Origin of the sequence: Providencia sp. PROV003 (assembly GCF_045040775.1) — a bacterium.
Lineage (GTDB): Bacteria > Pseudomonadota > Gammaproteobacteria > Enterobacterales > Enterobacteriaceae > Providencia > Providencia huashanensis.
This window is the reverse complement of sequence record NZ_CP096369.1, coordinates 4,095,351-4,115,570: the sequence shown is the minus strand read 5'-3', so window position 1 is coordinate 4,115,570 and position 20,220 is coordinate 4,095,351. Positions and strand designations below refer to the sequence as shown.

The following is a 20,220-nucleotide window of genomic DNA, read 5'->3' as shown; positions in this document are numbered from 1 at the left end:
TAAGCCTCATTTTATAAACTTTTTGAAAGGAATCTTCGGTGTGTATGTATCGACATGATAATACCGAATCCAGCCATTAAAACAATTAAGGCAGAACCGCCATAACTCACTAAGGGGAGGGGAACGCCAACGACAGGTAATATACCACTGACCATGCCGATATTCACAAACACATATACAAAAAGGATTAAGATCAAACCACCAACCATCACTCGACCAAAGGTATTTTGTGCGCTGGCGGCAATATAGAGCCCGCGGATAATCAGCAAAATATATAAGCCAAGAAGGATAAGAACACCGACTAAGCCAAGTTCTTCGGCTAATACAGCAAAAATAAAGTCAGTGTGCCTTTCAGGTAAAAATTCAAGTTGTGATTGTGTACCGTGCAGCCAACCTTTCCCCATTAACCCACCAGAACCAATCGCAATTTTTGATTGAATAATATGGTAGCCCGCACCTAATGGGTCAGTTTCTGGGTCCAATAACATCATGACACGAGCCCGTTGGTAGCCATGCATCAAGAAGAACCACAGCAATGGAATGAAGGCCGCTAGGGCGATAGCAGCAATAGCAATCAGCCGCCAACTCATCCCAGCAAGAAATAAGACAAATAACCCCGAAGCCGCCACAAGGATTGATGTTCCAAGGTCAGGCTGTGCAGCCACTAATAATGTCGGTACAAAAATGAGGACGAGTGCAATCAGTGTATTTTTAAATGAAGGGGGACACAAATCACGATTCATAAAGCGGGCAACCATAAGTGGCACCGCTATCTTTGCAATTTCTGAAGGTTGGAAACGAATAAAACCGAGGTCTAGCCAACGTTGGGCCCCTTTACTGATTTGCCCAAACACATCGACAAAAACTAATAAAATGACACAAAAGATAAACAGATGTGGAGCCCAATTTTCATACATTCGAGGGGGAATTTGAGCCATAACGATCATTACAATAAAGCCAGAAGCTATTTGCCCTAGCTTTCGCTCCATCATTTCAGGGTCTTGACCACTAGCGCTCCACATAATAAACGCGCTATAGGCAAGCAATGCCATGATAATTAATAGCATAGGCACATCTATGTGCAGACGTGTTGATAATGAAATTTTTTTCTTATCGTCTGTCATCTTTTTTATAGCTCACTGTATTTGGTTGAAGCTGATAGCTTGAACGGGACATCAGCGGTCCTCCCCAGCGCTAGTTGGTGAGGTGGCAATTTCTGTACGGTTATCACCAAGAAGAACATGGTCAAATATTTGCCGCACTATATCCCCTACAGAAGGACCTGCGCCGCCATTTTCTAAAATAATAGTGACAGCGATAGTTGGCTTATCATAAGGCGCATAAGCAATCATCAATTTATGGTCACGCAAGTGCTCGGCGAGTTTACTTGCATTATAGGTTTCATAACTAAAGACTTGAGCCGTTCCAGACTTCGCGGCAGCTTTATAAGGGGTACCGATAAAACTACGACGACCTGTACCATTAGGTGCATTGGCTACGCCATACATCCCCTGTTTAGCGAGTTCCCAATAACCCGAATGAATGTCCCCAATTTGAGTGGTTTCTTTATCTTCATAAGGCACCATGGCATTACCAAGTTTGGTGCCATAAAGTAAGTGAGGCGTTTTGACCTGACCGTCATTGATTAAGGTCATTAAGGCCTTTGACATTTGAATTGGGGTAGCAGTCCAATAGCCTTGGCCGATCCCGACTGGAATAGTATCCCCTTGGTACCAAGGTTTCTTATAACGTTTTTGTTTCCACTCACGAGTAGGCATAATGCCTGAACGCTCTTCGGCAAGGTCGATCCCAGTGTACTCGCCAAAGCCAAAGCGGGTCATCCATACAGAGAGACGGTCAATACCCATATCATAGGCAACTTGGTAGAAGAAGGTATCTGCAGACTCAATAATAGATTTCATCACATTCAGCTTACCATGACCCCAGCGTTTCCAATCTCGGTAGCGTTTTTCTGAGCCGGGGAGTTGCCACCAACCGGGGTCAAATATTGTGGTGTTGGGCGTGATGACTTTTTCACTCAATGCGGCAACAGAAATAAAGGGTTTTACGGTTGAGGCTGGGGGGTAAAGCCCTTGGGTTGTTCGGTTAATCAACGGCCTATCAGGGTTATTCAGTAACGCTTGGTAATCTTTGTTTGAGATACCGTTGACGAACAGGTTTGAGTCATAGCTTGGGTTAGAAACCAGCGCCAGTATTTCCCCGTTGCGTGGGTCTGTCACTACGACAGCAGCACGGCTAGTGGTTAATAATTTTTCAATATAGATTTGTAACTCGAGATCAATCGTTAAATAGATATCCCGGCCAGCTTGAGGCGGTTGTTCATGAAGCTGGCGAATAACCCGCCCTCGGCTGTTAACTTCGACTTCTTCATAGCCTGTTTTACCGTGTAATACACTTTCATAATAACGCTCGATGCCTAATTTACCAATATCATGGCTAGCCGCATAGTTAGGTAATAACCCGTCTTTATCAAGGCGCTCGATGTCTTTATCATTAATTTTAGCGACGTAGCCGATGACATGGGTCAATGCAGAACCATATGGATAGGAGCGACGTTGATAACTTTTAACTTCTAAACCGGGGAAGTGGTATTGGTTTACGGCAAAGCGAGCCACTTGAACTTCATTTAATTGTGTTTTTAAGGCGATAGAGGTAAAACGACGTGAGCGCTTGCGTTCTTTTTCAAAATTAGCAATATCCTCATCGGTTAAATCAACGATATCACGAAGTTTGTCTAAGGTTTCTTGTAGGTTATCGACTTTCTCTGGCACGATTTCTAACTGATAAAAAGTGCTATTTAGGGCGAGCTGTGTTCCTTGCCGATCGTAGATAATGCCACGGCTTGGTGCAATGGGCACCAATTTGATTCGGTTATCATTAGAGCGAGTTTGGTAATCCTCATGGCGAACAATTTGTAAATGGTACAAATTGGTCACGAGGATCGAGGTTAAAATGACAATCACGCCGAAAGCAATAAGCGCTCGGCGGATAAACAAAACAGATTCTGCGGTGTGGTCGCGAAAAGGGGTGCGTTGTGTTTTCATCCCATTGCCATTTTGAACTTATTCAAACCAAACTATTCCCTATGATAAGGGTGATTAGTCGTAATACTCCATGCGCGATAAAGACTTTCGGCAACAAGGACACGAACTAGTGGGTGAGGAAGCGTAAGTGGTGATAATGACCAACTTTGCTCAGCCGCCGCCTTACAAGCGGGAGCTAGCCCTTCGGGACCACCGATCAATAAGCTGACATTACGGCCATCTTGTTTCCACTTATCCAATTGAATGGCCAGTTTGGGAGTATCCCAGCGATCTCCTGGAATATCCAAGGTGACAATACGGTTTCCTTTACCCACGGCTGCGAGCATTAACTCGCCTTCTTTTTCTAGAATGCGTTTTATATCTGCGTTTTTCCCGCGTTTCCCAGCGGGTATCTCCGTTAATTCAAACGGCATATCTTTAGGGAAACGGTGGAGGTAATCCATAAAGCCGGTCTGGACCCAGTCCGGCATTTTTGTTCCAACGGCGATGAGTTGTAATTTCAAACTCAGCTCCAGAGTTTTTCTAATTCGTACATGCGGCGGCTTTCGTCTTGCATAATATGCACAATAGCATCACCTAGGTCTACTACGATCCAATCAGAAATGCCTTGCCCTTCAACACCTAATGGCATTAAACCATTTTTACGGCAGGCATCTATTAACCGGTCAGCGACAGACATCAGATGGCGGCTTGATGTACCTGTACAGATGATCATCTGATCGGTAATACTTGATTTCCCTTGAACATCGATAGTGATAATGTCTTCTGCTTTGGCATCATCAAGCTGATCGATAATAAATTGTTGGAGTTCAGTTCCTTGCAAAAGGTTCACCTTTCATTCAAATAAACAGAATATTACATTAAACACTGTTTGTAGTTTGTAGATAAAGCGTTTGCTGATAGCTAATGAATCAAAATCATTCTCAGCGAAGCCATTTTACCCTAGATTTTAAGAAAAATCGGCTAAATTCTTTTTTATTCATTATGGAGTGAAATTTATAGGGATATCTGCTCACTTGAGCAAGAGGTTTGTGTTAACTTTACAAAATAACTCAACAAATTCGCACCCTAGCAAATATTTTAGAGTGAGATGGATATTGTGCAAATAATGAAGCCAAATATTTTCGTATTTGAAGGGGTTAGTCATCTCCCCATGAAAATTCAACCATGGGTAGAGCCTATTGTGGAATACCTAACGGCTGATGTTGTCAATTCAGCCCACAACCGCGTAGATGGCATTATTTGCGCTGCGCAAGATAGGCTTCAATTGGCTGGGTTATTTCCAGCGAGTATTGCGGTGATCACTGACGAGCAATGGCATGATGTCGACTACTGGGATAGTTTCTTAACGAAACTGTATGTTTTGCAAAGGCTTAATAACTTATGCCAACACCTAACACAGGCTGAAATCATCCAATTTCATAGCCGCCATAAATATTTGATAATGGCATATTCTCCTGTGGGGTATCAATTAACTGGCCGCTTAGTGGCAAGTATTCGTAAGGGAAGCGACCTCCACGGTTTTTTTAACCACTACAAAGCAGGGCTAATGGAAATATTTTCGTCCCTTCCAGCTAGAAATATTCAAGTAAATGCGCTTAGCCATATGCAAGGATATTTTAAACGTAAAGCAACCTCAGATGAGAAAAAACGGTTGTTATGGTTGATCAATGATTATCGAGAAGGGAATTTACCAATAAGCCAGCCGTTAGCAATGATGCGCCAATTATTGGTGCAATACCCTGATAACTATTTGAGTGAACAATATTTTTTTGAACCTTACCCTAATTGCATCCCCATAAGAGAACTTCCTTATCGTTGGTAAAGGTGCTGTTGGTGAATATATTGAAGAACGGTTTCAGGGATAAGCTCGCTACAGGTGTCCCCTGCATTTAGTTTTTCACGTATTTCTGTGGCAGAAATATTGATAAGAGGGGTGTCACCAATAAAAATATAACCATTGGCAGATTGGCTTAGTTGCGAGGGTGTTGTGGCTTGATGTTGTACCAGCCAAGCTTGCATTTTGGGGTCGGTAAATTGCGTAGCATATCCTGGGCGGGCACAAACTAATAAGTGGCAATTATCAAGAATTTTCTCCCATTCGTACCATGTATTAATAGATAACAAGGAATCTTGCCCAATGATAAACGCAAGGGGCTGGGTTGGTCCCATTTCTTGGCGTAGTTGAGAAAGTGTTTCTATCGTATATGAAGGGCTATCTTTTTCTAGCTCACGAGTGTCGATGGCAAATAACGGGTTATTTTTAACCGCTAATTTTACCATTTCCAAACGCTGCAATGGGGTAGCCTCTGGTTGCGGACGGTGTGGCGGGACATGATTGGGTAATAAAATAATTTTTTCTAACCCAACTTGTTGAGCTAGAGCCTGAACAGGGCGTAAATGACCGAAGTGGATCGGGTCAAATGTCCCACCAAATAACGCTTGAAGGTGATTGTGTTTATCTTTAGGCGAAAAATGGTCAGTCATGAATAAAATTCTCTGCAAATGCTTTACCACATAATAACATAGATAGTGATTGTAGGTCAGGCCATGCTGAGTGACTAAAATCTTGTTTAATATGGATTTCAGCTTGTGTTAATAACATTAGTGCAGATTGTAATTGATGCAACGTTAAACGCTGTAGTGCTTCAGAGATCATTCCACGGCGGTTTTGCCAAACTTTGTGTTGGTCAAATAACGTTTTCAATGGTGTTGTGACTGATTGGCGTTTTAACGTAATAAGCAGTATTAATTCACGTTGTATTGAACGTAACAAAATGACGGGTTCAACATCTTCATGTTGAAGTTGTTCTAAAATATGCCATGAACGGCGTGATTTACCTGCAAGTAACGCGTCGACCCAATGGTACGGTGTAAAATGGGCAGAATCATTAACTGCATTTTCAACTCGGGGGTAGGTGAGTTTGCCATCAGGGTACAGTAATGACAGGCGCTCAAGGGCTTGCGCCAAACCTAGTAAATTACCTTCGTAGCAATAACAGAGCAGTTGGTTGGCTTCGGCTTCTAAAGATAAGCGCATACTGTACGCGCGTTTCGATACCCACTGAGGGAGCCGTTGGTATTCAGGCGTCAGGCAACTGACATACACGGCCTCTTTACTGAGGGCTTTAAACCACCCGCTGTTTTCTTGGGCTTTTGTTAGTTTATGTCCACGTAGTACAAGGAGTAGATCTGGGTGAAGTAACTGCGACAACTGGCTTAATTTTTCCGCCATTGCTGCGTTGGGGCCATTTTCAGGTAATAACAGCGTCAGAGTTTGACGACTAGCGAATAAGCTTAGCACCTGACATTGACTAAAAATTTCATCCCAGTCAGTGTTCTGCTCAAGAGAATACACAAAATGTTCCTCAAAGCCTTGTTGTTGGGCAGCTTTGCGGATGGCATCTTGGCTTTCTTGAAGTAGAAGGGGCTCATTGCCCCAAATCAAATAGCGGCCTCTTAGCGTTTCTTGTAACGAAGAGGCCAGCTGTTCAGGGTAAATACGCGTCATTATGGTTGCGTGTTCGTATCAGCCGCTTGGTTTTTTGCTTTTTCAAGTTCGGCTGAGTGGACAAGCAGTAACTTACGAACTAAGTTACGTGCAGCTTGCTCCTGCATTTCTTGCCTAACAATTTCTTTTTCTGCATCTTTCGCAAGTGCTTCTAAAGGGTTGTCAAAGAAAGTACGCTCAACACGACTTTGTAGCGGGTAAATAGCGCCATCAGGCATCAACACTTGCGCATTCATAACAAGTGTAAGTTGCTTTTCTGCTGCTTTACCATCTTGATAAATCGAAACGGTTTCCGTGTTTTCATTGGAACCGAGGACTTTCAAAATAGGGACACTTGCGTTGCCTGTTTCAAGGATTGTTACGTTATTCAGCCGTAACTGCTCCCTAAGTGCCCTTGTAGGATAGCCATATGGGTCACTTGAACTCAGCTGCAACGTTTTCAGTTCTTCAGGAATTTGGGTGGTTCCTTGAAGGCGAAAACCGCAGCCTGCGGTGACTAGCACCGCCAGGCTCAAAAATAAAGTTATCAGATAACGCACCTGGCCTCCTTATCAGCCATCAACCTAACTATTAACCTACAACAAGGTTTAGCAATTTGCCTGGAACATAGATTACTTTGCGGATGCTAACACCTTCAAGGTATTTCGCTACGCTAGACTCTTTTTGTGCCATATCCAGTACAAACTCTTGGTTTGCATCAGCAGGAACTGTTATGCGACCACGGACTTTACCATTAACTTGAACAACAACCAGCTTGGTGTCATCAATCATCGCTTGCTCATCAGCAACTGGCCAAGAAGCAAAATCAATATCTTCATTATGCCCAAGCGCTTGCCACATTTCGAAGCAAGCATGTGGGATAATCGGTGATAACATTAACGTAATTGCTTCTAGAGATTCTTGAACTAACGCACGGTCCTGTTCGCTCTCTTGTGGGGCACGAACGAGTTTGTTCATGAACTCCATCACAGCAGCAATAGCAGTGTTGAATGCATAGCGGCGGCCAACATCGTCGGTAACTTTAGCAATCGTTTTGTGCAGGTCGCGACGTAAGTCTTTTTGCTCTGGCGTTAACGTGCTGATATCTAAAGGTAAGGTTGCCCCTTTTTGTGAGTGTTCGTGTACTAAACGCCAAACACGGCGAACAAAGCGGTTCGCACCTTCTACGCTAGATTCTTGCCATTCAAGGGTTAATTCAGGTGGTGCGGCGAACATCATAAACAGACGAACGGTATCGGCACCGTATTTTTCGACCATTAATTGTGGGTCAATACCGTTGTTTTTCGACTTAGACATCTTGCTCATACCGGTATAAACCAGTTCATGGCCTTCTGCGTCTACAGCTTTAATAATACGGTTCTTATCGTCACGTTCAACAATCGCTTCTGCTGGAGAAACCCAAACGCGCTGGCCGTCACTCCCGGTGTAGTAGAATGCATCAGCTAATACCATGCCTTGGCACAGCAGACGTTTAGCTGGCTCATCGGAGTTTACTAAGCCTGCATCACGCATTAATTTATGGAAGAAACGGAAATACATTAAGTGCATGATAGCGTGTTCGATACCACCAATGTACTGATCAACCGGTAACCAATAGTTAGCCGCAGTTGGGTCTAACATACCCTCATTGTGTTGTGGGCATGTATACCGAGCGTAATACCAAGATGATTCCATGAAAGTATCGAAGGTATCTGTTTCACGTAAGGCTGGCTGACCATTAATCGTGATTTTAGCCCACTCAGGGTCGGCTTTAATCGGGCTAGTAATACCATTCATTACGACATCTTCAGGTAAAATTACTGGCAGTTGATCTTCAGGAATTGGAACGACTGTGCCATCTTCTAATGTTGCCATTGGGATAGGTGCACCCCAATAACGTTGACGTGAAACTCCCCAGTCACGTAAACGATAATTTACTTTACGTTGACCTGCGCCAAGAGCAACCAGTTTGTCTGATATCGCATTGAAACCAGCTTCGTGATCTAACCCGCTAAATTCACCTGAATTAATCAGAGAACCTTTATCCGTCATAGCTTCTTGCGATAAATCAGGCTCGTTGCCTTCAGCATCAGCAATAACGGCTTTGATAGGTAAGTTGTATTTGTGTGCAAACTCCCAGTCACGTTGGTCGTGAGCAGGAACTGCCATGACAGCACCCGTACCGTATTCCATTAAAACAAAGTTAGCGACCCAAATTGGCAGTTTTTCTTGGGTTAATGGATGCACAACGAATAACCCTGTTGCCATCCCTTTTTTATCCATGGTTGCCATATCCGCTTCTGCGGTTTTGGTATTACGGCACTCATCAATAAATTGAGCTAATTCAGGGTTGTTAGTCGCTGCCTCTTTAGCTAAAGGGTGACCTGCGGCAACAGCCACGTAAGTCGCCCCCATAAAAGTGTCTGGGCGGGTAGTATAAACGGTTAATTTTTCATCACGCTCGGCTACATTAAAGGTGATTTCAGTCCCTTCTGAGCGGCCGATCCAGTTACGTTGCATCGTTTTAACTTGCTCTGGCCAATCTTCGAGTTTATCGAGGTCATTGAGCAGTTCTTCTGCGTAATCTGTGATTTTAATAAACCATTGTGGGATTTCTTTGCGTTCAACTGGGGTATCACAACGCCAGCAGCAACCATCAACAACTTGCTCATTGGCGAGTACAGTTAAATCGTGTGGACACCAGTTAACCGCTGAGGTTTTTTTATACACTAAACCTTTTTCATATAATTTAGTGAAGAACCATTGTTCCCAACGGTAATACTCAGGGGTACAGGTTGTGACTTCACGGTTCCAGTCGTAACCAAAGCCCAACATTTTTAGCTGGCCTTTCATGTAATCGATATTGGCGTATGTCCAAGGTGCAGGAGCTGTGTTGTTTTTAACCGCAGCACCTTCAGCAGGTAGGCCAAACGCATCCCAACCGATTGGTTGGAGTACATTTTTCCCTAACATGCGTTGGTAACGAGAAATAACGTCACCGATGGTGTAGTTACGTACGTGGCCCATGTGTAGTCGACCAGAAGGGTAAGGTAGCATGGACAGGCAGTAGTATTTTTCTTTGCTGTTGTCTTCTGTCACTTTGAAAGTTTCTTTTTCATCCCAGTGACGCTGTACTTTAGGCTCTATATCTTCTGGACGATATTGTTCTTGCATGGCACCGATAATCCTATGGTGAATATAAATGCTACATCTGTAGCGTGGATGTCTATCTTTATTTAGATCCGCATAGCATAGCGGATCTGTACCGAAAACAACAATAGTTGATTAGCTGAACCTGCGGGGGGAAGCTGAATATTGCTTTTCGGGGAACGGGATCAGCATATTTTATGCCGATAACCAAACAACTTAACTAAAAAAACAGCTAAATGGTAGTGGTTTCTTGAACTATTTTGAATTCAGCAAGTTGTTGTTTATTTCTATAGAAAGAGCATTGTCTTTATTGTCCCGAATGAAAAAGCATGAATTCCTTAAATAAGATGAACTCATTGAACGTAAATTAGAGGTGATACCGATAAAAGGGGAAACAAATGAACGCGATTAAAGCTCAATGCCACTGTGGGGCAATAAAGTTTACAGTGAAATTAACCGATGGGTTAAATACGGCTAGGCGCTGCAATTGTTCTTTCTGTGCGATGAGAGGGGCTGTCGCTGTTTCTGCACCATTATCAGGGATTAAACTTTTGGAAGGAAAAGATAAGTTAACAGAATATCGTTTTAATACTCATCAAGCTGTTCATTTTTTTTGTTCGGTGTGCGGCATTTATACCTTTCATCAACGGCGATCAAACCCAGAGGAATACGGGGTAAATGCTGCCTGTTTAGAAGGTGTCTCACCATTTGATTTTGCATCTGTGAATGTAATGGATGGTGTTAACCACCCAAATGATGGTGGCGGTGGCGTAATGGGGCAGTTAATATTTAAAAAAATGACTAAAGAAGAATGACGAGCTAAAGCGCTTTATACCAAAATAGTGCGGTTTCATGAGCGTTTTTTGGTGCAACGGTATAGCGCTTTATTATAACCCTCGACACAACAATTCTTGTGTACATAATTCTTGTGTAAATAACGTGGTGAAATCGCAGTGAGTACAGTCTAATTCGTCGGGGTGAGTAATCTATAAGATGGAAATATTTTGTCGGTTGATTTTCATGGTTGTTAAGAAAAATGCGGTTAGACGATAAATTATGGAAGATTACGTGACAGCGACTCCAAGGGAGCCCTGCCACGTTGTTTAGATATATTATTGAGATGAATTAATGAAGTATTTTCGCAAGGAAATCTTTAGCACGTTCAGATTGTGGGTTAGCGAAAAAGTCTTCTTTTTTACTGTCCTCAACAATTTTCCCTTCATCCATAAAGATCACGCGGTTTGCTACTTTTTTGGCGAAGCCCATTTCATGGGTAACCACCATCATGGTCATCCCTTCATGAGCTAATTCAACCATGACATCAAGTACTTCGTTGATCATTTCAGGGTCAAGAGCAGATGTTGGTTCATCAAATAACATTGCAATAGGGTCCATACAAAGTGCGCGGGCAATGGCGACACGTTGTTGCTGTCCCCCTGATAATTGAGCAGGGAATTTGTTCGCATGGCTTGTTAAGCCAACTCGTTCTAAGAGTTTCAACCCTTTAGCTTCAGCGGCTTTTTTATCTCGGTTTAATACTTTGACTTGCGCCAATGTTAGGTTTTCTATAATTGATAGATGCGGAAATAGCTCGAAGTGCTGGAACACCATTCCCACCTTAGAGCGCAACTTTGCAAGGTCAGTTTTTTTGCTATTAACTTGAATATCATTCACAAAAATTTCACCCTGCTGAATAGGTTCTAAGCCATTCACTGTTTTTATTAATGTGGATTTACCAGAGCCAGATGGCCCACATACTACCACGACTTCGCCTTTTTTGACTTCAGTTGTGCAGTCTGTAAGCACCTGAAATTGGCCATACCATTTAGATACATTTTTCAGGGTAATCATGAAACAGTCCTTTTCTTAAGATAATTCACTAACATGGAAGCGCCAAAACTGATTATAAAGTACACCAGACCTGCGAATAGTACCATTTCCACCTGTGTGCCATCCCGTTCGCCAATGTTAGTGGCTGTCCGGAAGAAGTCCGTCAAACTTAGGACGTATACCAATGAGGAGTCCTGAAATAAGACAATACCTTGAGTTAGTAGCAATGGTACCATTGCTTTGAAAGCCTGTGGTAATACAACTAGCCTCATGGTTTGCATATTTGTCATACCAAGTGCTAATGCTGCTGATGCCTGACCTCGGGAAATACTCTGTATACCCGCACGAATAATCTCTGAATAGTAGGCCGCTTCAAAAAGGGAGAAGGCTATCATTGCTGAAATTAAACGAATATCATTTTTTGGTGATAAGCCTAGAACATTTTGTAATAAGCTAGGCACAATCAAATAAAACCACAATAAAACCATGACTAACGGGATAGAACGAAAGGTATTAACATATAAGGCAGCAAACCAACTGATAGGCTTGAAAGGTGATAGCCGCATAACAGCTAAGACTGTTCCCCATAAAATCCCGACGACAATGGCGGTAAGTGTAATTTTAGCGGTGACAATAAAGCCATCAATTAAGAAGGGGATACTCGGTGCAATTGAGCTCCAGTCAAATTCGTAAAGCATCTTATCGCCCTCCAATAGTGCCAGGTAAACGAACTTTTCGTTCGAGTAGCGACATTAAAATCATAATGATGACGTTAATACCAACATAAGCTAATGTTATGGCTGTAAATGATTCCCATGCATGGGCAGAGTAATCCAGTAGTTTCCCCGCTTGTACAGCCATATCAACTAAGCCGATTGTTGATGCGATTGCTGAGTTTTTGACCAAATTCAACATTTCTGAGGTCATTGGTGGCAATATTACTCGGTAAGCATTCGGCAATAAAACGTAACGATATGTTTGTGGGAGAGTTAGCCCCATCGCCAGAGCTGCGCTTTTCTGCCCGCGAGGGAGCGATTGAATAGCGGCTCGAACTTGTTCGGTCATCCGTGCGGCTGTGAATAACCCAAGGCATAACATTGAAGAAATAAAAAATTGGTAGTTAGGGTCTAACTCCATTTTAAACCAATCCCCAATGGAGCGAGGCAGCAGCTCAGGGATCACCAAATACCATGTAAAGAATTGCACAATCAATGGTACATTACGGAATAACTCAACATAGGCAGTGCCAATAAAGGCTAAGTAACGATTAGGTACGGTACGTAGAATACCAAAAATTGAACCGACTAAGAATGCGATAATCCATGCACAAATAGAAAGTGTAACGGTGACTTCAAGGCCAGATATTAACCACCCTAGATAGGTGGTATTCCCAAACGGGGCTTCCTGAAGGAAAATCCCCCAATTCCAATCAATAGACATAATGTTGACTTCCTGTGGGCAATTAGATCCCCGAATACTGTTATCGATAAGTATGCAAGGCGGGGAACGACCGCCTTGCCACTATCTACTTCACAGTAATACCCTGTTTGTCTTTTTATTAGTTTAATGCTTTGTCATTCGGTGCTTTAAATAGGGCTTTCATTTCATCGGATAACGTAAATTTCAGGTTGAGATTTTTGGGTGGAATTGGCTGGTTGAACCAACGCTCAAAGGACTTCTCTGCGACGCCTGATGTTTGTGCATTGGCGATAGTTTCATCAACGAGAGCTTTAAACTGAGGGTCATCTTTACGTAACATGCAGCCATAGGCCTCTTCAGTTTGCGGTGTACCGACTATCTCCCATATTTCAGGTTTTTTAGCTTTAGCACGCTCACCCGCTAACAGCGCATCATCCATCATAAAGGCAACTGCACGACCGGATTCTAAGGTACGGAATGAATCACCGTGGTCTTTGGCGCTAATAATGCGCATCTTCATATTTTTTTCGTCATTTAACTGATTGAGTAGAATTTCAGAGGTGGTACCAGAGGTAACCACGACGTTTTTCCCAGCTAAATCTGCGAAATCTTTCACACCTGAATCGCCTTTGGTTAACAAGCGTGTGCCGACCACGAAGATAGTGTTAGAGAATGCAGCTTGTTTTTGTCTCTCTAAGTTATTGGTGGTTGAGCCACACTCGAAATCAAATGTGCCATTTTGCAGTAATGGAATACGATTTTGTGAAGTAATCGGGATCAGTTTGACCTGTAAATCAGGCATATTGAGTTTTTTCTTTACTGCATCGACAATTTCGTTGGAATAATCTTGTGAGTAACCAACGACTTTTTGGCTATTATCATAGTAGGAAAATGGGACAGAGGATTCACGGTGACCAACAACAATTACACCGTTGTCTTTGATTTTTTTCAGAGTACCGTTTAGCTCTTCTGCTTGAACAGCGCAGGTTGCACCTAAAATCATCATTGATAATACAAGCTTACTTATACGCATAATTACAGCTCCTTTAGACCATCGGTGTAAACCCATCGTATTTCAAACGCTATCTTGACGGGCGAGCGTCAGTTGGGCTAATTGCGGTTAAAGCTGCTGTTAGCTAAACTGTTGTTCTTCCGTTAGATACCCCTTGAATGACTTTGGCTTTGTTGTGTTGTGTTTGCGGATATTTTGCTGATTTAGACAATGCCGCGATTATCCGCTATATGTTTTATTATTGTTAAAAAGTAATTAAATTTGTTAATTAATGAAAACAAATTGTTTCAATTTCGGGAGCTGTCTCGCATATTATTTGGCGATTTCTTGAATTGCTGCACTAACATGATAAACAGCGGCTAAAATTTGTTTAAATCCGACAATCATGCACCGTTAGAGTGCAAATCATTTCGTTTTCACTCGATGATTAAAATAAAGCAATTTTTGTGCCTACTTTTAGATGTGTTTAGATTTTTATTGAGCTAAAAAGGAATGTTTTTTTGTAAAGTTAGATGATGATACTTGTACGGAATGTTTTGCTGTGTAAGATGTAACCTCTATTTAACTTATAGATGGTGTAATGGTATTAATCAAAGCATGGTTTTTATCATTGCTACTAGCGTGTAAACCATATAATTGGTGTTATTTCAGGAAGATATACCGAGATACGCATGAACAGGCATTTGAAATTAGGTAAAGGATTAGTGATACTCGCCTGTCTGATGGTGTTGGTTTGTATGAACCAACGTGCTGTCGGAGAGCGTCTGTTCGCCAATTTTTTTGTGCCTAATGTGTTAGTACAGGCGCAAGACCCTACCGGGTATAGCTTTAGCTATGTCGAACAACCTCAAATAGAACAGAGTGATAACAGTAGTACTCAACTTTCCAGTTGTGAACTTAGCGCGAAGTCATTAATGACATTGTTGCCTGCTGTTATTGAACCATTCTTCTTTATGTTTCTTTCTTTAGCTGCATTAACTCTATTTTGCACTAATCTATTTATATCTAGAGCTAACAATGAAGAGAAACATGCCCCCCCTCGTGTCAGACGACATTTACAGTTTTGTAATCTTCGGAATTAGCACACAACAAATAGGGATCTGTTTGTGTAATTTATTCTGGAGGAAACAATGCGTTTTTTGATTAATTCATTTTTAATTTTATTTGCTCTTTTTTCGAGCAGCATTCATGCTGCGGATACGGGGTGGTTGCAACCAGCGAATAACGGGTGGATGAGTGATAACACCCCAAGGCATGCACAAGTGAGGTTACTCAGTTCTACCCAAGAACAGGGTAAAATCGATATTTTGCTTGATGTGAAACTGGATGATGGCTGGAAAACTTATTGGCGCTCACCGGGAGAGGGTGGCGTTGCACCTGAAATTGTGTGGTCATCACCTGTAGAGTCCACCGATTGGCAATGGCCAACGCCTGGGCGTTTTGATGTCGCAGGGGTATCAACTCAAGGCTATATGGGGGATGTTGTTTTCCCTATTACAGTCAAAAGTACTGAAAAACTAGATAAACTGGCTGGGACATTAACATTATCGACTTGTAGTAACGTTTGTATTTTAACGGATTATCCGTTTGAGCTCGATTTAACTGAGCCTGTTCCTGCTGATTTTACTTGGGCGTTTAACCAAGCGAAAGGGGCAGTACCGCCAACAAGTGGTTTAGTTGAGCAAACTAAAGTTGGTTTTGCCCATGACAAGCTCGTTATCGAATTACAAAAAAATTCAGGTAGCTCGTGGGGGAAACCGAATATCTTCACTGATGTTGTTGAAGGTGCAACATTAGGGGTGCCTGAGATTGAAGTCTCAGGGGAGCATTTAACAGCAACTATCGACGTTGGTGATGATTGGGGTGGGGAATCCCCAGATTTAACCGGTAAAACTGTTTCATTTGTTGTGAGTGATGGTGATATTTCTCAGCAAATTAATAGCCAAGTTGGTTCATTTTCAGGAACTATTGGTGGAAGTAGCGCTGGAAGTGCAATTTCCTTATGGCAAGTGGTGGTATTTGCCTTGGTTGGTGGGTTAATCCTTAACTTAATGCCATGTGTTCTTCCTGTGCTTGCGATGAAGCTGGGCTCTGTATTGATGGTGCCTCAAGGTGAACAAAAAACCATTCGTCGCCAATTTTTATTATCTTCCTTAGGAATTTTAGTTTCCTTCTGGTTACTTGCTTTACTCATGACGCTGTTACGTGTTGGGCAACAAGCCGTTGGCTGGGGAATTCAGTTTCAAAACCCATGGTTTATTGGTTTTATGGTGCTAGTTACAGCACTGTTTACCGCTAATTTATTTGGCTTATTTGAAATTAATTTAGGGAGTAAGGCCAACACTCGTCTTGCAACCGCTGGTGGGCATGGAAACAGTGGGCATTTCTGGCAAGGCGTTTTTGCAACCCTGCTAGCGACCCCTTGCTCTGCACCATTTTTGGGCACCGCAGTTGCTTTTGCACTTACCGCCCCGATGGAAGAGTTATGGTTGATTTTCACGGCTCTGGGAGTCGGGATGAGTTTGCCTTGGTTATTAATTGCCGCTTTCCCAGTAATATCAAGGTTATTACCAAAACCTGGCATGTGGATGCTAAAATTACGTGCTGTGCTTGGGGTGATGATGCTCCTCTCCAGCTTGTGGTTAATTAGCTTATTAATTCCTCATTTTGGTGTCACAGTATCAACAGCTATAGCGGTAATTTTCTTAGTACTGCTGGTGGTTTTTATTGCGATAAAAAGAGGGGTACGAGCTGCGTTCTTGCCATTGTTGTTATTTGCTGTTTTCGCTATTGGTTTTGTGTGGATGACGCAAGAGCAACATACCGGAAGCCGTTCTTTAGTAAAGGATAGTGTAGATTGGCAGCCATTAACTGAGCAGGCAATTACAGATGCACTGGCCGATAATAAACGTGTCTTTATTGATGTAACCGCTGAATGGTGCGTGACTTGTAAGGCGAATAAATACAATGTGTTATTGAGAGATGATATTCAGCAGCTTCTTAGTGAGCCTGACGTCGTCGCTTTACGTGGTGATTGGACGAAACCATCACCAGAAATTACTGCCTTCTTACAAAAACGTGGGCAGGTAGCTGTTCCATTTAATCAAATTTATGGCCCTAACTTGGCCGAAGGCGAAGTACTGTCAACTATACTTGACCGTGAGTCGTTAATATCAGTTATGAATCAGGCCAAAGGAGCCACAAAATGAATAAAACAATTTTAGCTGTTCTATTTTCATCACTTATGTTTGGTGCAATGGCACAAGCCGCGCCACTAAATGCAGAACAGGAAGCACAAGTTCGTAAGTTAGTCAGAGATACGTTAGTAGAAAACCCTGAGATTTTAGAAGAGGCGATCGTCGCACTGCAAGCCAAACAGGGTGAGAAGCAACAAGCGCAGATGAAAGAAACGCTAAAAATGGAAAAAGAGGCATTATTTAATGATCCAACTAGCCCAGTTTTAGGTAATAAAAATGCGAAGCTAGTTTTGGTCAACTTTACTGATTTTAACTGCCCATTCTGTAAACGTTTTGATCCACAACTAGAGGATATCGTGAAAAAATATCCAAATGATGTTGCTGTGGTTATCAAATATCTGCCATTTAAAGGCCAGACTTCAATGGATTCGGCTCAATTAACGATGACATTATGGCAAGAGAATCCAAAGGCGTTTGAAGCGTTACATCATAAATTTATGCAAAAGCAAGGCATGCTGTCTGATGCGAATATCAAAGAAGCCCTGAAAGCGACGGGTAATGATAAACTGAAAGCGAGCGAAAAAAGCCGTGAAGGTATTCGTACTAACATGATGTTAGCTGAAAAACTGGGAGTTAATGGGACACCAGCGACACTAGTCGGTGAAGAAATGATCCCAGGGGCTATTGATGCGCAGCAGTTTGAAGCGATAGTGAAAGAGCAGTTGGCTAAGCTCAAATAATATCCTCGTTATACTTCGCGCTGTGGCGTTGTTGGCTTGGCATACTAACCCTAGTCACATACTGATGTATGCTCCTAGGGCTTAGTTTCACTTGCCGCCTAGCCACAACACGAATTATTTAGGGGATAAAGCTAAGCTTAAGATTGACTTAGAAAAGTATTAGCGAATCAGCAAAGAAAGCATTTTAACTTAATGACAAAGCATTAATTTCGATTAAATGCTTTGCTTTGCTACACTTTAAATTTGTACTATTTGATAACAAATAGGTTAATAACCGTATGAATAGACTGAAAAAGTGGTCTAAAGAAATTATCGTTTTAGCCATTATATTGTTTGTTGCCTTTACGGTAATGGACTTGTGGCGTAAACCACAAACTTTAGCCCCTGCATTGTTGGAACAACATACTTTAGTTAATGGTGAAACGGTTTCATTAGCTGAGTTAAGTAAAGAAAAACCGATATTGGTTTATTTTTGGGCTACATGGTGTGGTGTGTGCAATCTAACTTCGCCAACAGTTTCAGATTTAAATCAATCAGGTATGCCGATTATTTCTGTTGCCATACGTTCCGGTGAAACGGCTCGCTTAGTCTCAGGGATGGAAAAAAAGGATTTAAACTTCCCTGTTATCAATGACAGTAGTGGGCAGCTCTCGAATGCGGTAGGAGTCAGTGCAACACCGACGTTTATGGTAATTGATAACGGCGAGTTAGTTAGTTTTACTTCAGGCTGGACTAGCTCTTATGGTTTAAAAATGCGTATGTGGTTAGCCTCATTTTAATATTTTTATGGTCCCCTAGCTCGTTAAAAGGGGATTTTTCTGTCTATAAGTTTAATTTATCATTATGGTAAACTCATCCTGCTATATAAATAATAAAATAGGTGGATGGGATGGTAGTGTTCAAAAAAACAGTATGCTTACTGTTAGGTGCAGTATTAATGGTTGGGTGCTCGCCTGATACGGAAGAAAAAGCAAAATCTGAGCCGTCTTCTGTAGCAACTGCGAATTCAGAATTAAAACAGCGCGTTGATGAAATTAAAAGCAATTCGACAGAAGATAAAATCAATGCATTTAATGCCAAGTCAGATGATGACCCGACAATGCTGCGTGGTATTTTTTTGTCTGAAATGGCGAAGTCATTACCTATGTTGATTGATGATGTAACATTATTAACAGAGGTGACAGAAAAAAATGGCATGTTGTTTTATCAATATACTATCAAAGGGATCCCTGACAATGTGCTAGAGAGTAATAGCTGGCAGCAGAACATGCGTAAGGTCTTAGATATAAATTACTGCGGTAAGGATGCAGGAATGAAAATTTTACATGAAATGTTCCCTGATGGGATCACACATAATTATTATAAATCCAATAAATTAATTTTTACCTATATTGTTACTCCTGCTATTTGCCTCTAACCTTTATTATTGCGCCTGATAATCGCTATTTATCAGGCGTACTCATGATTAAAACTCTAAATTACGAATAAAACGGTATTCAGCCGATTGGGGTTTTAAGCGGTATAAATTGGCTGGTCGGCCGCGCTCATGGCGTTTTTCCCCTGTATCGATAAGCAAGTCTGCTTGTTCTAAACGACGTCTAAAAGACTTATTTTGCAAAGTCTTACCAATTAAAACCTCATGGACATGCTGCAATTCAGACAGTGTAAAAACGTCAGGTAAAGCAAAGCCGGGTACGATGGAATAAAGTGATTTTTGTTGTAAGCGCTCACGAGCCTGTTGATAGAGTTGTAAATGGTCAAATGCCAGAGGCAATGTAGCGATGTCATCAATAGATACCCATTTTACTGATTCGACGCTCTCAATATGAGCTTCACAATCTTGATAAGCAATTAAAGCGGTATAACAGACAGTGACAGACCAACCCCGAGGATCACGTTGTTTATTACCTACCGTACAAAGTTGTTCAACATAAGGCGGGATAACCCCAGTTTTTTCTTTTAGCTTACGTAGGATTGTCTCTTCGATAGTTTTATCATTTTGTTCATCAACGAAGCCACCAGGTAACCCCCATTTCCCCTTTTCAGGGAAATTTGCCCTTTCGACTAATAAGACTTTGAGTGTGTTTTCATGATATGTGAACAAGACGGCATCAACAGTCAGCAGTGGTGAGAGATATTCATTTTTGTTATATCCTGCTAAAAATTCTTTTTCATTCATATTGTTACCTACTTTAAATTGCACTCAAATCAATAGAGCTATCATACGCTAAAAGCCAATTAATGTCATTAAGACATTTAATGCTTGACTTGTTTGTGTCTATAGGACAATAATTAATTAAAGTCATAAGGACATTAA

At 41.8% G+C, this 20,220-nt stretch carries 20 protein-coding genes; 7 read left to right on the top strand and 13 right to left on the bottom strand.

Translation table 11 applies throughout. The annotated features are described in order from the left end of the window. Window positions 1-11: 11 nt before the first annotated feature. Genes mrdB through rsfS form a run of 4 tightly spaced genes read right to left on the bottom strand, consistent with a single transcriptional unit; the run spans window position 12 to window position 3,897 of the window. Entirely contained in the window at window positions 12-1,124 is a 1,113-nt protein-coding gene (gene mrdB, locus M1F14_RS18925) for a peptidoglycan glycosyltransferase MrdB (RefSeq protein WP_042848373.1), read from the bottom strand. Window positions 1,125-1,175: 51 nt separating this feature from the next. Continuing rightward, window positions 1,176-3,065, bottom strand: a complete 1,890-nt coding sequence (gene mrdA, locus M1F14_RS18920) for a peptidoglycan DD-transpeptidase MrdA (protein WP_042848372.1) — start codon at window positions 3,063-3,065, stop codon at window positions 1,176-1,178. A gap of 32 nt (window positions 3,066-3,097) precedes the next feature. Then, on the bottom strand, window positions 3,098-3,568 hold the full coding sequence (gene rlmH / locus M1F14_RS18915; protein ID WP_048606343.1) for a 23S rRNA (pseudouridine(1915)-N(3))-methyltransferase RlmH: 471 nt from the start codon (window positions 3,566-3,568) through the stop codon (window positions 3,098-3,100). 2 nt (window positions 3,569-3,570) lie between these two features. Further along, on the bottom strand, window positions 3,571-3,897 hold the full coding sequence (gene rsfS / locus M1F14_RS18910; RefSeq protein WP_080750930.1) for a ribosome silencing factor: 327 nt from the start codon (window positions 3,895-3,897) through the stop codon (window positions 3,571-3,573). A gap of 321 nt (window positions 3,898-4,218) precedes the next feature. Between rsfS and M1F14_RS18905 the strand changes: the two genes are divergently transcribed. Further along, window positions 4,219-4,890 carry a DUF1722 domain-containing protein gene (locus M1F14_RS18905; RefSeq protein ID WP_225832864.1) on the top strand — a complete coding sequence of 224 codons (672 nt, stop codon included), beginning with the start codon at window positions 4,219-4,221 and terminating at the stop codon, window positions 4,888-4,890. Here M1F14_RS18905 and nadD read toward each other — a convergent pair. The 4 genes from nadD to leuS are packed head-to-tail and all read right to left on the bottom strand — an operon-like array spanning window position 4,878 to window position 9,729. Next, a complete protein-coding gene (gene nadD, locus M1F14_RS18900) occupies window positions 4,878-5,552 on the bottom strand; it encodes a nicotinate-nucleotide adenylyltransferase (RefSeq protein ID WP_131680482.1) in 675 nt (224 codons plus the stop codon). The genes M1F14_RS18905 and nadD overlap by 13 nt on opposite strands. Then, window positions 5,545-6,576, bottom strand: coding sequence for a DNA polymerase III subunit delta (holA, locus tag M1F14_RS18895; RefSeq protein ID WP_181469130.1), 1,032 nt, complete (start codon window positions 6,574-6,576; stop codon window positions 5,545-5,547). The genes nadD and holA overlap by 8 nt, the downstream gene beginning before the upstream one ends. Further along, the gene (gene lptE / locus M1F14_RS18890) at window positions 6,576-7,115 is read right to left on the bottom strand and encodes an LPS assembly lipoprotein LptE (RefSeq protein ID WP_042848364.1); all 540 of its coding nucleotides are present in this window, start codon (window positions 7,113-7,115) and stop codon (window positions 6,576-6,578) included. Before lptE ends, holA begins: the two co-directional genes overlap by 1 nt. A gap of 31 nt (window positions 7,116-7,146) precedes the next feature. Further along, complete coding sequence (gene leuS, locus M1F14_RS18885) at window positions 7,147-9,729, bottom strand: leucine--tRNA ligase (RefSeq protein WP_166685904.1); 2,583 nt, start codon at window positions 9,727-9,729, stop codon at window positions 7,147-7,149. 374 nt (window positions 9,730-10,103) lie between these two features. Between leuS and M1F14_RS18880 the strand changes: the two genes are divergently transcribed. Beyond that, window positions 10,104-10,520 carry a GFA family protein gene (locus M1F14_RS18880; RefSeq protein WP_042848361.1) on the top strand — a complete coding sequence of 139 codons (417 nt, stop codon included), beginning with the start codon at window positions 10,104-10,106 and terminating at the stop codon, window positions 10,518-10,520. A 310-nt stretch (window positions 10,521-10,830) separates the two neighbouring features. Here M1F14_RS18880 and M1F14_RS18875 read toward each other — a convergent pair whose 3' ends face one another. The 4 genes from M1F14_RS18875 to M1F14_RS18860 form a co-directional block, all read right to left on the bottom strand. After that, entirely contained in the window at window positions 10,831-11,556 is a 726-nt protein-coding gene (locus tag M1F14_RS18875; protein ID WP_042848359.1) for an amino acid ABC transporter ATP-binding protein, read from the bottom strand. Then, complete coding sequence (gltK, locus tag M1F14_RS18870) at window positions 11,553-12,233, bottom strand: glutamate/aspartate ABC transporter permease GltK (RefSeq protein WP_042848358.1); 681 nt, start codon at window positions 12,231-12,233, stop codon at window positions 11,553-11,555. Before gltK ends, M1F14_RS18875 begins: the two co-directional genes overlap by 4 nt. A 1-nt stretch (window position 12,234) precedes the next feature. Beyond that, window positions 12,235-12,975, bottom strand: coding sequence for an amino acid ABC transporter permease (locus M1F14_RS18865; protein ID WP_181469131.1), 741 nt, complete (start codon window positions 12,973-12,975; stop codon window positions 12,235-12,237). A 118-nt stretch (window positions 12,976-13,093) separates the two neighbouring features. Then, a complete protein-coding gene (locus M1F14_RS18860) occupies window positions 13,094-13,987 on the bottom strand; it encodes an amino acid ABC transporter substrate-binding protein (protein WP_042848356.1) in 894 nt (297 codons plus the stop codon). Between the two features lie 650 nt (window positions 13,988-14,637). Between M1F14_RS18860 and M1F14_RS18855 the strand changes: the two genes are divergently transcribed. The 5 genes from M1F14_RS18855 (at window position 14,638) to M1F14_RS18835 (ending at window position 19,320) form a co-directional block, all read left to right on the top strand. Next, the gene (locus tag M1F14_RS18855) at window positions 14,638-15,048 is read left to right on the top strand and encodes a hypothetical protein (protein WP_042848354.1); all 411 of its coding nucleotides are present in this window, start codon (window positions 14,638-14,640) and stop codon (window positions 15,046-15,048) included. 48 nt (window positions 15,049-15,096) lie between these two features. Further along, window positions 15,097-17,175 carry a protein-disulfide reductase DsbD gene (locus M1F14_RS18850; protein WP_048606351.1) on the top strand — a complete coding sequence of 693 codons (2,079 nt, stop codon included), beginning with the start codon at window positions 15,097-15,099 and terminating at the stop codon, window positions 17,173-17,175. Further along, window positions 17,172-17,903 (top strand): DsbA family protein, encoded by a 732-nt coding sequence (locus M1F14_RS18845; protein ID WP_042848351.1) that lies wholly within the window; start codon window positions 17,172-17,174, stop codon window positions 17,901-17,903. Before M1F14_RS18850 ends, M1F14_RS18845 begins: the two co-directional genes overlap by 4 nt. Window positions 17,904-18,181: 278 nt before the next feature. Continuing rightward, window positions 18,182-18,682, top strand: coding sequence for a protein disulfide oxidoreductase (locus M1F14_RS18840; RefSeq protein ID WP_042848350.1), 501 nt, complete (start codon window positions 18,182-18,184; stop codon window positions 18,680-18,682). 110 nt (window positions 18,683-18,792) lie between these two features. Then, on the top strand, window positions 18,793-19,320 hold the full coding sequence (locus tag M1F14_RS18835) for a hypothetical protein (RefSeq protein ID WP_048606353.1): 528 nt from the start codon (window positions 18,793-18,795) through the stop codon (window positions 19,318-19,320). 48 nt (window positions 19,321-19,368) lie between these two features. Here the strand turns inward: M1F14_RS18835 and M1F14_RS18830 are convergent, their stop codons facing one another. Then, the gene (locus M1F14_RS18830; protein WP_181469132.1) at window positions 19,369-20,082 is read right to left on the bottom strand and encodes an NrtR DNA-binding winged helix domain-containing protein; all 714 of its coding nucleotides are present in this window, start codon (window positions 20,080-20,082) and stop codon (window positions 19,369-19,371) included. Between the last annotated feature and the right edge of the window lie 138 nt (window positions 20,083-20,220).